Here is a 13,288-nt window from a genome sequence, read left to right as displayed (position 1 = left end):
GGCGGTCAGCTGGGCAGCGCTCCCTCGGCGACCACGTCGGTCGGCGCCTCGGGCGCGGTCCTCCCCCGTTCGATGCTGATGCCGTAGCGCGGGAAGTCGTCGGCGCCCTCGACCTCGAGCGTCTCCAGCTGGAGACCGTCCTCGGTCACGTCGAACTCGCCCAGCGGCTTCGGGGTCCCCTGGTCCAGACCCCACAGCACGTAGATCTCGGCATCCCGGTCGTTGGTCTGCAGCCCGTGGCTGATCAGCTGCACGCCGTCGTCGCGGGCCAGCAGTGTGGCCACGGTCCGGTCCTCGCGATCCTCGACCGGCACGACCGTCGCCGGGCCCGGCTGCAGCAGCTGCTCCACGAGCGCGGTCTGTGCGTCCGCCGTCCGCTGAGCATCGTTCCGGTCGTCCAGGAGCGCGACCGTCCAGCCGCCGAGGCCCACGACGGCGGCCAGCGCGGCCGCCACCAGCACCGCCGTCCAGCGCCGGCGCTGCGCCGGCACCGCCACGGGTGCCGCGGGAGCCGGCTCGGCCGGCCGCGCCGGGACACCCGCAGGCGCCCCCGCCCCGTCGAACGGCGTCTCCTGCGGCGTGCGCGCCACCTCCGCCCGCAACCGCTCACCCAGCGAGGGCGGCGGCTCGGCGGCCGGCGCGGCACCGGCCATGGCCGCCATGACCTCGGTGGTCTCGTCGGCGATCTGCCGGCAGTACGGGCAGCGGTCCAGGTGGATGAGGAAGACCTCGGCGTCCTCGGGCTCCAGCGCGTGCAGCGCCCAGCCGACGGCGAGCTCCTCGAACGCCTCGTCGTGTCCGGGACCCGGCCGGGGGACGCTCATCGGGAGCTCCCGTCCGACGGCGCGGCGGCGCCGCGGCCCTCGCCGGCGGGTCCCGCGCTGCTGCCCAGGTCCGACCGCAGCTTGCGCATCCCCGAGAGCATGCGGGTCTTCACCGTGCCCAGCGGGACGCCGGTCAGCGCGGCCACCTCCCGCTGCGTGTAACCGCCGTAGTAGGCCAGGGCCAGCGCCTCGCGCTGTGCCGGGGGGAGCTCGCCGAGCGCGGTGCGGACCTGCTGGGAGACCACCCGGTCGACGGCCTGCTCCTCGGCGTCGCGCGTCGCGGTCGGTGTGCTCAGTGCCATGTCCTCTTCCGCCCGGCGGCCGCGCCGCCGGTGCCCTTCCTCTCGGCGCACCGCGTCGACCGCCTTGTGGTGCACCATCGCCAGCAACCAGGACGAGACGCTCGCGCGCCGCTCGTCGAAGGCCGCCGGGTTGCGCCACACCGACAGGAACACCTCCTGGACGACGTCCTCGGCGAGCCCGTCGTCGAGCAGGATCCGGCGGGCGAGCGCGAACGCCGGCCGGCCCAGGAGCTCGTACAGTTCGTCGACGGCGTGCCGGTCCCTCGTGCGGATGCGGGCGAGCAGCGCCGCGGCGGCCGGGTTGTCCGGCCGGCGTGCCGGTTCGTCCATGATCGCCACGGTATCCGGCGTTCGCCCCTGGCCGGCGGTCGGAGCGCGCACCGGGAGCAGATCCGTTCCCGCGACAGGTCGCACGGTGGTCTCCTCGTCGTCGGTGGGCGGGCCGTCGACGGCATTCGTGCCGGAGTCCGGATCGGTTCAGCCGTGCCCAAAAACGTTCTTGGCCGGCTGACCGACGAGGGGCTGCACATCCTGGAGGGCGAGCCCGACCACGGGCAACGGGCGTTCCCGCCGCGCCCGCGCCGCCAGGAAACGGTCAGGCCCGTTCGGCGCTCTCCGCGCCGGCCGGTGCCGGCTGGTCGTCGTCCTTGAGGAACAGGTACCAGTACGACGTGGCGACGAACACCACGGCGCCGACCAGGTTGCCGGCGCCGGCGAGCAGCCAGTTGAGCAGCGTGTCCCCCCAGCCGACGTCGGGCACCCCGGCGAAGATGGCGGCCGGCAGGAAGAACATGTTGGCCACGACGTGGTCGAAGCCCATGGCCACGAACGCCATGATCGGGAAGAAGATCGCCAGGATCTTCCCCGAGACGGTGGTGGCCGCCAGCGACATCCAGACGGCCAGGCAGACCAGCCAGTTGCAGCCCACCGCCCGCAGGAACGTCTGCGAGGGTGACTCCCCCAGCGCCTTGCCCTCGGCGATGCCGGCCAGCCGCTCGTAGGTCAGCCCGGCGGTGCCGCCGGCGTCCGCGTCGCCGATGACGCCGGTCTGCACGGCCAGGAACCAGGCGACCACCAGGGCACCGATCAGGTTGCCCAGCAGGACCAGCGAGAGGTTCTTCGCGACGTCGGCCACGCCCAGCTTCCCGCGCATGGCGCCGAGCGGGACCAGCGCCATGTTGCCGGTGGCGAGGTCCGACCCGGCGATGAGCACGAGGACCAGCCCGAGGGTGAACGTCGCGCCGGTGAACAGCGTCGGCAGGGTGCCCCACGTCTCGGGGTCCAGGCCGGAGGAGACCGAGATGGCCACCAGCCCGCCGAACGCGATGTAGGCGCCGGCCAGGAAGGCGCTGACCAGCACCTTGTCCCATGTCCGCTGCGTCTTCTTCGCGCCGGCCTGCGCCGCCACACGGGCGATCTCCTGCGGTTCGCGTGCGGTCATCGGTGCCTCCGCGGCTGCTCGGTGCGGGCCCGGCGCGGCTGCGCCGCACCTCGCCGGCGCAGCTACCCGGTCACCGGCTCGCTGATGCCGACGACGACGCACCGGGAGCGGGATCCGCGTCCCCGGTTCGGGATGCGGGTCCCGCTGCCCGTGGGCGGCGGGTAGGCGTCAGTCCCGGCGCTGCAGCACGAAGTCGTACCGGGACTCCAGCCAGGGGGTGGCCGACGTGCCGCCGTCGGGGGTCGGCCCGGTGGGACGCTCCTCGAACGCGGTGACCAGCTCCTGCTTGGTGCCGAAGACGACGTCGCTGTCGAGGTACTGGGCGCCCTCCTGGAACAGGTGGGTGATCAGGGGCTCGAACCCGGGGACGTTGAGCAGGAAGTGGATGTGGGCGGGGCGGTAGTGGCTGATGCCGGTGCGCCCGACCAGGTCACCCACCGGCCCGTCCATCGGGATCGAGTACCCGAGCGGCGCGATGGTCCGCACGCAGAAGCTGCCGTCCTCGCGGGTCGTGTACTTCGCCCGCAACCGTGCCTCGTCCACCTCGGCCAGCTGCGACTCGTAGAGCCCCTCGGCGTCGGACTGCCACACGTCGAGGACGGCGCCGGCCACGGGGGCGCCGTCCAGGTCGGTGACCGTGCCGTGGAGGTACAGCGGGACGCCGGACAGCCCGTCGGACATGTCCTCGGCGTAGCCCAGCTCCGGGGAGCCCTCGATGTGGAAGGGGCCCAGCACGGTGGCCGGGGTGGCCCGCGGGTCGAGCCGGTGGTTCATCTGCACGACCAGCATGGACAGCCCCAGCACGTCGGAGGCGAGGATGAACTCCTCCCGCTTCTCGGTGCTGATCTGCCCGGCGCGGGTGAGCCACTGCATCGCGGCCATCCACTCGGCCTCGGTGAGCCGCACCTCGCGGGCGAAGTCGTGCAGGTGCCGCACGAGCGCCGTCATGACCTCGGCGAGGCGCGGATCACCGGCCGTGGCCCAGCGCTCGACCGCCAGGTCGGTGATGTTGTCCTCGGTGACCAGCTGCACGGTGTCCTCCTGCTGTCCTCGCGGCCGTGTCCCGGTCGCGCTGCCTGTCGCCCCGCGGTCGGCGGGGGTCGTGCCCGGCTAGGGCGTGAGCACCAGCCGGACGCCCGGGTCGCCGGTGGCCTGGCGGCGCCAGGCAGCGGCGACGTCGGCCAGCGGCACCTCCTCGTGCGCGACGGCCAGCCGGCCGCCGGCGGCGTGCCCGGCGACCGTCATCAGCGCCTCGCGGCGCCGCGCCGGGGTCAGCGCGTTGTTCGTGTAGCCGAGCACCGATGCCGATCGCGCCCGCAGTACCGCCGAGGAGAACTCCGCCAGGTCTCCCGAGGCGCCGCCGAGGTTGACCAGCCGGCCGCCGTCGGACAGCACCCGGGAGGCCGCCGTGGCCGCGGTTCCGAAGACCGGGTCGATCACGAGATCGAGCCTCCCTCCGAGCGCCTCGCGGAACCGGTCGGTCAGGACGTCGGCGTCCCCGTCGAGGGGCAGCACCTGGTCCGCACCCGCTGCCCGCGCGCGTTCCCGCGCCGCCGCGGACCGGGCGACGGCGACCACCTGACCGGCGCCCAGGACGCGAGCGGCCCCGACGGCGACCTGCCCGACGGCTCCGCCGGCACCGAGCACGAGCACGTGCTCCCCCGGCCGCAGCCCGCCCCGCCACGTGAGGGACATCCAGGCCGCCACCGCGGACAGCCCCAGGGCGGCGAGGGCGGCGTCGGGGACGTCCGCGTCCACGGGCACGACGTCGTCGGCACGGACCGCACAGCGCTCGGCCAGGCTGCCGTCGCCGGGCGCCATCCCGGCGCTGGTGGCGAACCAGACCCGGGTACCGGGTGCGAGGTCCGGCGAGCTCTCGACGACGCCGACGCCCTGCACGCCCGGGACGTACGGCGTCGCGGGACGGCCGAAGTACGAGGTGCCCGAGGCGCACAGCAGGTCCAGCGGCACCAGCGGCGCCGCGCTCACCCGGACGACGGCCTCCCCGGCCCCCGACGTCGGCTCCGGGTGCTCGACCAGCTCCGGGGTCTCCCCCGGCGTGCTCACGACGGCGGCGCGCATGCCGGACTCCTCAGGCGGCCGGGCCGTCGCCGGAGCCCGGCAGCGGCGGGGGGACGAAGGGCGCCGGGTCCACCGGCCGGTTGTTCAGGTCCACCGAGAGGAAGATGTCGTTGGCGACCGGCCGGCGCAGCTCTTCGGCCAGCTGGCCGATCAGCCCGGCGGTGCGGGCGAGCAGCGCGAAGCCGCGCAGCAGCTCCAGGGGCAGCCCGAGGTCGGCCAGCGCCGCACCGCACACACCGGCGCCGTTGAGCGGCAGCCGCCTGCCGAGCACCTGCTCGTGCACCCGCCCGATGGCGGCGAACAGCGACAGGTGCGGCCCGACGAGGCCCTCCTCGCCGGCGATCTCGATCAGTCGCGGCGTGCGGGGGTCGCCCTGCTTGTGCACGTGGTGGCCGAGGCCGGGCACGAAGCGGCCGGCCGCCCGCTGGACGGTCACCGTCTCCAGCGCGAGGGCGTCCCAGCCGGCGTCGTCGGCGGGCAGCGCGCCGTCCACACCCGCGAGGACGTCGTGCAGGAACCGGCCGCAGTCCTCGGTCACGCCGAGGAACCGGGAGCCCCCGCCGAGCAGGCCGGCGGCCAGCGCGCCCTGGATGGAGTCCGGCGCCGACAGGTAGGTCAGGCGGGTGACGATCGCGGTCGGGGTGAAGCCGTGGTCGGCCAGCGCGGCCAGCACCGCCTCGAAGACCCGGGTCTCGCCGGGGGTGGGGCGGCGTTGCGTGGCCAGCCAGAAGGAGAGCTCCCCGAAGCCGACCGTGCCCATGACGTCGCGGGCGAGGTCGCTGCCGAGCAGGGTGATGGAGTGCAGGCTCGAGGCGCCCAGGGCGGTCGGGTACTCCGGTCGCTCGCTCACGCGCTCTCCTCCTCCGCACTGCCCAGCCAGCGCCGGAGCTCCTGCCCGTGCTCGTCCAGGCCAGGCGGCGGGAGCCGGTAGGAGGCCTCGGTGGCCGAGAAGGTGATCGGGTTGCGGACCGACGGGATCGCGGCCGCTCCCTCGCCGACGGTGACGACGGGGTCCAGGCCGATCTCCTCGGCGAAGGCCACGCCCTGGTCGATGGTGTTGATCGGCCCGCAGGGCACCCCGGCGCCGATGATGTCGCGGAACCACTCCATCTTGGTGCGGGTGCGCAGCCGCTCGACCAGCAGCGGCCGCAGGGCGTCGCGGTTGGCGGTGCGGTCCTCGTTGCGGCGGAACCTCGGGTCCTCGACCAGCTCGGGGACGCCGAGCACCTCGCACAGCTTGCGGAACTGCCCGTCGTTCCCCGCCGTGATGATCAGCTCGCCGTCGGCGCAGGGCAGCGGTTCGTACGGGAACAGGCTCGGGTGGCTGTTGCCCATCCGGAAGGGCACCACGCCGCCGGCGACGTAGGCGCTGGTCTGGTTCACCAGGCCCGACAGCGCCGAGGAGAGCAGGTTGACCTCGACGTGCTGACCGGTGCCCGTCTCGTGCCGGTGGTTGAGCGCCGAGAGGATGCCGATCGTGGCGTGCAGGCCGGCCATCACGTCGAACAGCGCGACCCCACCGCGGTACGGCTCGCCGTCGGGGTCGCCGGTGAGGCTCATGAAGCCCGAGATCGCCTGGACGATGAGGTCGTAGCCGGGCAGCGCCGCTCCACCGGGGCCGCTGCCGAACCCGCTGATCGACGCGTAGACGATGCCGGGGTTGGCCGTCGCGACGGAGTCGTAGTCCAGTCCGAAGCGGGCCAGGCCACCGGGCTTGAAGTTCTCGACGAGGACGTCGGCGCGGCGGGACAGCTCCCGGGCCAGCTCCACGTCGCCGGGATCCTTGAGGTCCAGCGCGATCGACCGCTTGTTCCGGTTGGCGCCCAGGTAGTAGGTCGAGACCCCCTCGCGGACCGGCGGCTGCCAGGTGCGGGTGTCGTCGCCTCCCGGACCCTCGACCTTGACCACCTCGGCACCGAGGTCGGCCAGCAGCATGGTGCTGTACGGACCGGCGAGGATCCGGGAGAAGTCGGCCACCAGGAGCCCGGAGAGCGGCCCCGGAGCCGCGGGGACGGCGTTCGCCCGTCCTGTCGCGTCGACGCTCATCGGCGGTCGGTGCCTCCTCGCACGCATCGCAGCGGACGGCTGTCCGTGTCTGCCGGGAGTCTCGACCGGCCTCGACCGGCGTGTCAACCGCAGTGTGGAGGCGTCTCACACGCCGTTCGGGGATCGGTTGACAGGTGGTCCCCCCGGGTCCACTGTGACCCGCAACGCACCGAGTGTCCGTTGCGCGGACGAGTGTCCGTCGGTGTGGCCCTGACGAGGAGGAGACCATGAGCAACCCCGAGCCCACGCCGGAGGCCGGCCGCCCGGTGGTCCTGCGGAACGGCACCGTGCTGACGATGGACGACACCTGCACCGTGCTGGAGGGCGCCGACGTGCTCGTCGTCGGCGACCGCATCGCCGCCGTCGGCCCGGCCCTCGAGGTGCCCGAGGGCACTCAGGAGATCGACGCCCGCGGCGGGATCGTCATGCCGGGGATGATCGACACCCACCGGCACATGTGGCAGACCGCGATGCGCGGCTACGGCGCCGACTGGACCCTCACGCAGTACTTCGTCTGGTACTACCTGGAGCACGGCCGCACGTTCCGCCCCCAGGACGTCGCCGCCGGCAACCGGCTGGCCGCGCTGGAGGCCCTCGAGGCCGGCGTCACCACCACCGTCGACTGGTCGCACGGCCTGCAGAGCGTCGACCACGCCGAGGCCGCCGTCGAGGCGCTGCGCTCGGTGCCCGGCCGCTTCGTGCTGGCCTACGGCAACATCCAGGCCGCGCCCTGGGAGTGGACCGCCGACCCGGCCGTCCGCGCCTTCCTCGAGCGCCACCGCGACGCCGCCGACGACATGCTCGGCCTCCAGCTGGCCTTCGACGTCACCGGCGATCCGGCGTTCCCCGAGCAGGCCGCGTTCGAGGTGGCCCGCGAGCTGGGCCTCCCGGTCACGACGCACGCCGGCGTCTGGGGCGCCACCAACGACGACGGCATCCGGCTGATGCACGAGCACGGCTTCATGACCCCCGAGACCGTGTACGTGCACGCCGCGACGCTCACCCCCGACTCCTACCACCGGATCGCGGCCACCGGCGGGTCGATCTCGGTGTCCACCGAGTCCGAGCAGAGCGCCGGGCAGGGCTACCCACCCACCTGGCAGGTCCGCCGGCACGGCATCCCCGTGTCGCTGTCGATGGACACCAGCGTCTGGTGGAGCGCCGATCTGTTCTCCGCGATGCGCACCACGCTGGGTGCCGACCGCTCCCGCGAGCACTTCGAGGCCCACCTGACCGGCGAGACGGTCACCCACGTCGCACTGCGGGCCCGCGACGTCGTGCAGTGGGCCACCCGCGGCGGTGCGACGGCCCTCGGCCGCGACGACCTCGGCTCGCTGCAGCCGGGCAGGAAGGCCGACGTCGTCCTGCTGCGCAACGACGACTCCCCGGTGTCCTTCCCCGTGCTCAACCCCTTCGGCCACGTGGCCTTCCAGGCGCAGCGCGGTGACGTGCACACCGTCCTGGTCGACGGCCGGGTCGTGAAGCACGCGCACAAGCTGGTCGGCGTGGACCTGGCCGCCGTGCGCCGCGAGGTCGAGTCGAGCGTGGAGCACCTGCGCTCCTCCCTCGGGGAGGAGACGTGGGCGCAGGGCATGAACCCCGACCTGCCCGACGCCCAGATGCTGGACAACCCCTACCAGTACACCGAGTACAAGTCCGACAGCACGCGGGCCGCTCGCGAGGAGGTCTTCGAGGAGCACCTGGCGACCGAGCGCTGAGCCACCCCCTCCGGAGGAGGGCAGGCAGCGCCGGGATCGCGCGATCTCGCAGACTTCCCTGCGGGAAGCGATGCCGATCGCGCGATCGGCGTCGGAACGAGGCACGACGGAAGGACCGACATGGCAGGCCGCGGTACCGGGCCCGACTTCGTGGAGGCGCTCGCCCGGGGACTGGACGTCCTGGCCTGCTTCGACCGGGACACCCCCACGATGACGCTCTCCGAGGTGGCGGGCGCCGCCGGGCTGGCGCGGCCCACCGCGCGGCGGCTGCTCCTCACCCTCGAGGAGCTGGGCTACGTGCGGACCACCGCCGGGGCCTTCGCGCTCACCCCCAAGGTGCTCACCCTCGGCATGGCCTACGTCAGCGCGCTGGGGCTCTGGGACATCGCCCGGCCGCACCTGGAGTCACTCGTGGCGCGCACCGGCGAGTCGTCGTCGATGGCGCAGCTGGACGGCTCGGACATCGTCTACGTGGCCCGGGTGTCGGTCCCGAAGATCATCACGCTGCGGGTCGAGGTGGGGACGCGGTTCCCCGCCGTCCAGACGTCGCAGGGCAAGGTCCTCCTGGCGGCCCTCTCCCCCGACGAGCTGGTGGTGACCCTCGCCGAGGCCAGCCGGGCCGGCCTGCCGCCCTTCATCGGGCGCAGCCCGGATCGGCTGCGCGACGAGCTGACCGAGGTGCGCGCCCGCGGCTGGGCGCTGGCCGACGAGGAGCTGGCTCCCGGGGTCCGCTCGGTGGCGGTCCCGGTGCGCGACGGCACCGGCACGGTGCGGGCCGCGATGAACGTGACCGTGCACGCCGCGGAGACCAGCACCGAGCGGCTCCTGCAGGAGCACCTGCCGCTGCTGCAGCGCACCGCCGGCGACGTCAGCGCGGAGTGGGCACTGTGGCAGTCGCGGCCGCACGTCGAGCTGCCCCGCCCCGACAGCGGATCGGCCAGCGCCTGAGCCGGCGTCTACGTTCTCCCCTGTGCTGAACGTCCTCTCCATCCAGTCGCACGTCGCCTACGGGCACGTGGGCAACGCGGCCGCGGTGTTCCCCCTCCAGCGCCTGGGCGTGGAGGTGTGGCCGGTGCACACGGTCCAGTTCTCCAACCACACCGGCTACGGGAAGTGGACCGGTCGGGTCTTCGACGGCCTGGCGGTCGAGGAGGTCGTCGACGGCATCGCCGACCGCGGGGTCCTGCCTGCCTGCGATGCGGTGCTCTCGGGGTACCTCGGCTCGGCCGACATCGGGCACGCGGTCGTGCAGACCGTCTCCCGCGTGCGCGCGGCCAACCCCGACGCCCTGTACTGCTGCGACCCGGTCATCGGCGACGTCGGCCGCGGCGTCTTCGTCCGGCCCGGCATCGAGGAGCTGATGCGGGAGGTCGCCGTGCCGGCCGCCGACGTCGTCACCCCCAACCACTACGAGCTGGACCTGCTGGCCGGGACGACGACCCGCTCGCTGGACTCGGTCAAGGACGCCGTGGCCGCCGTGCAGGCGCTCGGGCCGCGGGTGGTGCTCACCACCTCGCTGGACGCCGAGGACACCCCGGACGACGCCGTGGACCTCCTGGCGTCCGAGGGCGGGCGGCACTACCGGGTGCGCACCCCGAAGCTGGGCCTGTCGGTCAACGGCGCCGGGGACGCCATCGCCGCGCTCTTCCTCGCCCACCTCCTCCGGACCGGCTCGCCCGCCGACGCGCTCGGGGCGGCCGCGGCGTCGGTGTTCGGGCTGCTCGCGCGCACCGAGGCCGAGGGCTCGCGGGAGATCCTGCTGGTGGCCGCCCAGGACGAGTACGTCTCGCCCAGCCGCCTCTTCGCCGTCGAAGAGGTCTGAGGCGTCACGGTCTCCGCAGCGCCGTGCCCAGCACCTGCGGTGCGGTGGGCATCGGCACCCGGCCGTCGGGGAAGCGGAAGCGCTCCACGCGCTCGATCGTGAAGCCGGCCGCGGCGATCTCCGCGGCCGTGTCGCGGCCGGTGTGGCAACCACCGCCGACCGTCGGCCACACCGTCCGGTCGAGCAGGTCCTGCACCCGCGCGGACCCGCGGCGCTCGGCCCGCACGTGCTCCCAGAAGTACAGCCGCCCGCCGGGGCGGAGCACCCGCCGCAGCTCGCGGAGCGCCGCGGCCTGGTCGGGCACGCTGCACAGGACGAGCGAGACGACGGCGGCGTCGAAGGTGCCGTCGCCGGCGGGGATGTCCTCGGCGGTCCCGTCGACGACGGTCACGGGCACGCGTGCGGTCCGGGCGGCCTGCGCCGCGACCCCACGCAGGTGCCGCTCGGGCTCCACGGCCAGCACCTCGGTCACCTCCGGCGGGTAGTGCGCGAAGTTCGCGCCCGTTCCCGCGCCCGGCTCGACCACCCGTCCGCCGATCCCGGTCAGCAGCCGGTCCCGGTGCTGCGCCGCGCCGCTCCGCTCGATCGCCGGGGCCATCCGCGCCCACAGCCGGGCGAACAGGGGGTGGTCCACGGCCGGGCCGTCCGCCGCGTCCTGGGTCATGCGCCCACCCTGGCCGCCCCCTCGCCCCAGGGCAACGACCCCCTCGGGGGGCCGCCCGTGACCGACGACGCAGCCGGGACCCGTGCCGGGCGCGGATACTGTGCAGACGTGCCCCCAGTCGAACGCGCCGTGACCCTCGCTGCCCGGACGACGCTCCGATGAGCGTGGTCGAGGAGCGGCCGGGCGGCGGCCGGAGCCCGCGGGACGCCGTCGACCAGGCCGGGCGACGGCGCACCTTCGCCGTCATCAGCCACCCCGATGCCGGCAAGTCCACGCTCACGGAGGCGCTGGCCCTGCACGCCCGGGTGATCGGCCAGGCCGGTGCGGTGCACGGCAAGGCCGGCCGGCGCGGCACGGTGTCGGACTGGATGGACATCGAGAAGCAGCGCGGCATCTCGATCACCTCGGCGGCGCTGCAGTTCGAGTACCGCGACGCGGTCGTCAACCTGCTCGACACCCCCGGTCACGCCGACTTCTCCGAGGACACCTACCGGGTCCTGACCGCCGTGGACGCCGCGGTGATGCTCGTCGACGCCGCCAAGGGCCTCGAGGCGCAGACGATGAAGCTCTTCGCCGTCTGCCGGCACCGCGGCATCCCGGTGCTGACCGTCATCAACAAGTGGGACCGGCCGGGCAAGGACGCCCTGGAGCTGATGGACGAGATCAGCGAGCGCACCGGCCTGACGCCGACGCCGCTGACCTGGCCGGTGGGCATCGCCGGTGACTTCCGCGGCGTGCTGGACCGCTCGGACGGCAGCTACCGCCGCTTCACGCGTACTGCGGGTGGAGCGACGATCGCGCCCGAGGAGACCCTGTCGGCCGACGCCGCGCTGGCCCGCGAGGGCGAGGCGTGGCAGCAGGCCGTCGAGGAGGCGGAGCTGCTCGGGGCCAGCGGTCAGGACCACGAGCAGTCGCTGTTCCTCGACGGCGTCACCACCCCGGTGCTGTTCGCCTCGGCGGTGTCCAACTTCGGCGTCGGCGCCCTGCTGGACACCCTCGTCGACCTCGCGCCCGCCCCGTCCGGCATGCCCACCGCCGAGGGCGCGGTCCGCGAGCTCACCGATCCGTTCAGCGCCTTCGTGTTCAAGGTGCAGGCCGGGATGGACACCGCGCACCGCGACCGGCTGGCCTTCATCCGCATCTGCTCGGGTGTGTTCGAGCGCGGCATGGTCGTCACGCACGCCCGAACGGGCCGCCCGTTCGCGACGAAGTACGCCCAACACGTGTTCGGCCGGGACCGGGAGAGCATCGACGTCGCCTACCCCGGCGACGTCGTCGGCCTGGTCAACGCCAACGCGCTCGGGGTCGGCGACACCCTGTACGCCGACCGGCCGGTGCAGTTCCCGCCGCTGACCACCTTCGCCCCGGAGCACTTCGCCGTCTGCCGCGGCCGCGACGCCGCCAAGCACAAGCAGTTCCGCAAGGGCATTGCGCAGCTCGACAGCGAGGGCGTGGTGCAGGTGCTGACGTCCGACCGCCGGGGCGACGGCGCGCCAGTGCTCGCCGTGGTCGGGCCGATGCAGTTCGAGGTGGCCACGCACCGGATGGAGCACGAGTTCGGGGCGCCCGTCGACCTGGACCGCCTGCCCTACAGCCTGGCGCTGCGCACCGACGAGGCGTCCGCCCCGGGCATCCTCGCCGCCGCCCGCAACGCAGAGATCCTGCGCCGCGGCGACGGCGAGCTGCTCGCGGTCTTCCCCGACAAGTGGGGGCTGCGGGTGCTGCAGCAGAACAAGCCCGTGCTGCTGCTCGAGCCGCTGGTCGCCGCCCAGCTCTGACGAAGGGGCCCTGACGACGGGATCTGGACGACGACGGGATCTGGACGACAGAGCCTTGACGCACCCAGCGGCGACCGGCGCGGCGCGACCTCAGCCCAGGCCGGCGATCAGCGTGCGGCACGCCTCCTCGCAGCGGCGGCAGGCCTCGGCGCAGACGCGGCAGTGCTCGTGCATCTCCGCGTGGGACGCGCACTCGTCGCCGCAGGCCTTGCACGCGGCGGCGCAGGCCTCCAGCACCGCGCGGGTGAGGTTGGCGTCGTAGCCGGTGTGGCGGGACAGCACCCGGCCGGTGGCCTCGCAGACGTCCGCGCAGTCGAGGTTGGTGCGGATGCACTTCTGCAGCTCGGCCACCATGTCCTCGCTGAGGCAGGCGTCGGCGCAGGCGGTGCAGGCCTGGGCGCACTCCACGCACGCCTCGATGCACGCGGTCAGGGCATCGCGGTCCACGCCGCCGAGGTCCTTGGGGTAGGTGGCCAGCATCTGTGCAGCGACGGTCATGTGTTCCTCCTGGATCGATCCGGCCCGGCGACGGTCCGTGCGCCGAGGGCTCGCGCCATCGGAGCCGTACCCGGCGACCGGCCGCCCCGGAACATGACGCTCCGGTGACGGCG

Annotated in this window: 13 protein-coding genes; 4 read left to right on the top strand and 9 right to left on the bottom strand. The window is 74.0% G+C overall.

Going from position 1 to position 13,288, the window contains the following annotated elements; all coding sequences use genetic code 11:
• Positions 1-5 precede the first annotated feature (5 nt).
• The 7 genes from RM425_RS05645 to RM425_RS05615 all read right to left on the bottom strand — a co-directional run bounded on the left by RM425_RS05645 (position 6) and on the right by RM425_RS05615 (position 6,695).
• Positions 6-824 (bottom strand): anti-sigma factor, encoded by an 819-nt coding sequence (locus tag RM425_RS05645; protein ID WP_311344204.1) that lies wholly within the window; start codon positions 822-824, stop codon positions 6-8.
• A complete protein-coding gene (locus tag RM425_RS05640; protein WP_311344203.1) occupies positions 821-1,456 on the bottom strand; it encodes a sigma-70 family RNA polymerase sigma factor in 636 nt (211 codons plus the stop codon). Before RM425_RS05640 ends, RM425_RS05645 begins: the two co-directional genes overlap by 4 nt.
• A gap of 265 nt (positions 1,457-1,721) precedes the next feature.
• Positions 1,722-2,567 carry a formate/nitrite transporter family protein gene (locus RM425_RS05635; protein ID WP_311344202.1) on the bottom strand — a complete coding sequence of 282 codons (846 nt, stop codon included), beginning with the start codon at positions 2,565-2,567 and terminating at the stop codon, positions 1,722-1,724.
• A gap of 168 nt (positions 2,568-2,735) precedes the next feature.
• The gene (locus RM425_RS05630) at positions 2,736-3,599 is read right to left on the bottom strand and encodes a dioxygenase family protein (protein ID WP_311344201.1); all 864 of its coding nucleotides are present in this window, start codon (positions 3,597-3,599) and stop codon (positions 2,736-2,738) included.
• Positions 3,600-3,677: 78 nt separating this feature from the next.
• Positions 3,678-4,649 carry a zinc-binding alcohol dehydrogenase family protein gene (locus tag RM425_RS05625; RefSeq protein WP_311344200.1) on the bottom strand — a complete coding sequence of 324 codons (972 nt, stop codon included), beginning with the start codon at positions 4,647-4,649 and terminating at the stop codon, positions 3,678-3,680.
• Positions 4,650-4,659: 10 nt separating this feature from the next.
• The gene (locus RM425_RS05620) at positions 4,660-5,499 is read right to left on the bottom strand and encodes a citryl-CoA lyase (RefSeq protein WP_311344199.1); all 840 of its coding nucleotides are present in this window, start codon (positions 5,497-5,499) and stop codon (positions 4,660-4,662) included.
• A complete protein-coding gene (locus RM425_RS05615) occupies positions 5,496-6,695 on the bottom strand; it encodes a CaiB/BaiF CoA transferase family protein (RefSeq protein ID WP_311344198.1) in 1,200 nt (399 codons plus the stop codon). The genes RM425_RS05620 and RM425_RS05615 overlap by 4 nt, the downstream gene beginning before the upstream one ends.
• Positions 6,696-6,922: 227 nt before the next feature.
• On the opposite strand from RM425_RS05615, the gene RM425_RS05610 reads away from it, so the two are divergent.
• The 3 genes from RM425_RS05610 (at position 6,923) to pdxY (ending at position 10,235) form a co-directional block, all read left to right on the top strand.
• Positions 6,923-8,413: an amidohydrolase family protein gene (locus tag RM425_RS05610; protein ID WP_311344197.1), complete on the top strand. Its 1,491-nt coding sequence runs from the start codon at positions 6,923-6,925 to the stop codon at positions 8,411-8,413.
• A gap of 120 nt (positions 8,414-8,533) precedes the next feature.
• A complete protein-coding gene (locus RM425_RS05605; protein ID WP_311344196.1) occupies positions 8,534-9,361 on the top strand; it encodes an IclR family transcriptional regulator domain-containing protein in 828 nt (275 codons plus the stop codon).
• A 22-nt stretch (positions 9,362-9,383) separates the two neighbouring features.
• Positions 9,384-10,235, top strand: a complete 852-nt coding sequence (pdxY, locus tag RM425_RS05600; RefSeq protein WP_311344195.1) for a pyridoxal kinase PdxY — start codon at positions 9,384-9,386, stop codon at positions 10,233-10,235.
• Positions 10,236-10,239: 4 nt separating this feature from the next.
• Here the strand turns inward: pdxY and RM425_RS05595 are convergent, their stop codons facing one another.
• Positions 10,240-10,899, bottom strand: coding sequence for a class I SAM-dependent methyltransferase (locus tag RM425_RS05595; protein ID WP_311344194.1), 660 nt, complete (start codon positions 10,897-10,899; stop codon positions 10,240-10,242).
• Between the two features lie 158 nt (positions 10,900-11,057).
• Between RM425_RS05595 and RM425_RS05590 the strand changes: the two genes are divergently transcribed.
• A complete protein-coding gene (locus RM425_RS05590) occupies positions 11,058-12,677 on the top strand; it encodes a peptide chain release factor 3 (RefSeq protein ID WP_311344193.1) in 1,620 nt (539 codons plus the stop codon).
• A 90-nt stretch (positions 12,678-12,767) separates the two neighbouring features.
• Here the strand turns inward: RM425_RS05590 and RM425_RS05585 are convergent, their stop codons facing one another.
• Complete coding sequence (locus RM425_RS05585) at positions 12,768-13,175, bottom strand: four-helix bundle copper-binding protein (protein ID WP_311344192.1); 408 nt, start codon at positions 13,173-13,175, stop codon at positions 12,768-12,770.
• Positions 13,176-13,288 lie beyond the last annotated feature (113 nt).

Origin of the sequence: Blastococcus goldschmidtiae (assembly GCF_031845325.1) — a bacterium.
In the GTDB taxonomy this organism is placed as follows: Bacteria; Actinomycetota; Actinomycetes; order Mycobacteriales; family Geodermatophilaceae; genus Blastococcus; species Blastococcus goldschmidtiae.
The sequence above is the reverse complement of the archived record's forward strand: the minus strand, read 5'-3'. Positions and strand labels throughout refer to the sequence as shown.

What these genes read in the sequence shown, in the direction of transcription:
- RM425_RS05635 (WP_311344202.1), bottom strand. Translation starts at nt 2,567, where the DNA reads ATGACCGCACGCGAACCGCAGGAGATCGCCCGTGTGGCGGCGCAGGCC.
- RM425_RS05640 (WP_311344203.1), bottom strand. Translation starts at nt 1,456, where the DNA reads ATGGACGAACCGGCACGCCGGCCGGACAACCCGGCCGCCGCGGCGCTG.
- RM425_RS05610 (WP_311344197.1), top strand. Translation starts at nt 6,923, where the DNA reads ATGAGCAACCCCGAGCCCACGCCGGAGGCCGGCCGCCCGGTGGTCCTG.
- RM425_RS05615 (WP_311344198.1), bottom strand. Translation starts at nt 6,695, where the DNA reads ATGAGCGTCGACGCGACAGGACGGGCGAACGCCGTCCCCGCGGCTCCG.
- RM425_RS05645 (WP_311344204.1), bottom strand. Translation starts at nt 824, where the DNA reads ATGAGCGTCCCCCGGCCGGGTCCCGGACACGACGAGGCGTTCGAGGAG.
- RM425_RS05625 (WP_311344200.1), bottom strand. Translation starts at nt 4,649, where the DNA reads ATGCGCGCCGCCGTCGTGAGCACGCCGGGGGAGACCCCGGAGCTGGTC.
- RM425_RS05595 (WP_311344194.1), bottom strand. Translation starts at nt 10,899, where the DNA reads ATGACCCAGGACGCGGCGGACGGCCCGGCCGTGGACCACCCCCTGTTC.
- RM425_RS05590 (WP_311344193.1), top strand. Translation starts at nt 11,058, where the DNA reads ATGAGCGTGGTCGAGGAGCGGCCGGGCGGCGGCCGGAGCCCGCGGGAC.
- RM425_RS05605 (WP_311344196.1), top strand. Translation starts at nt 8,534, where the DNA reads ATGGCAGGCCGCGGTACCGGGCCCGACTTCGTGGAGGCGCTCGCCCGG.
- RM425_RS05585 (WP_311344192.1), bottom strand. Translation starts at nt 13,175, where the DNA reads ATGACCGTCGCTGCACAGATGCTGGCCACCTACCCCAAGGACCTCGGC.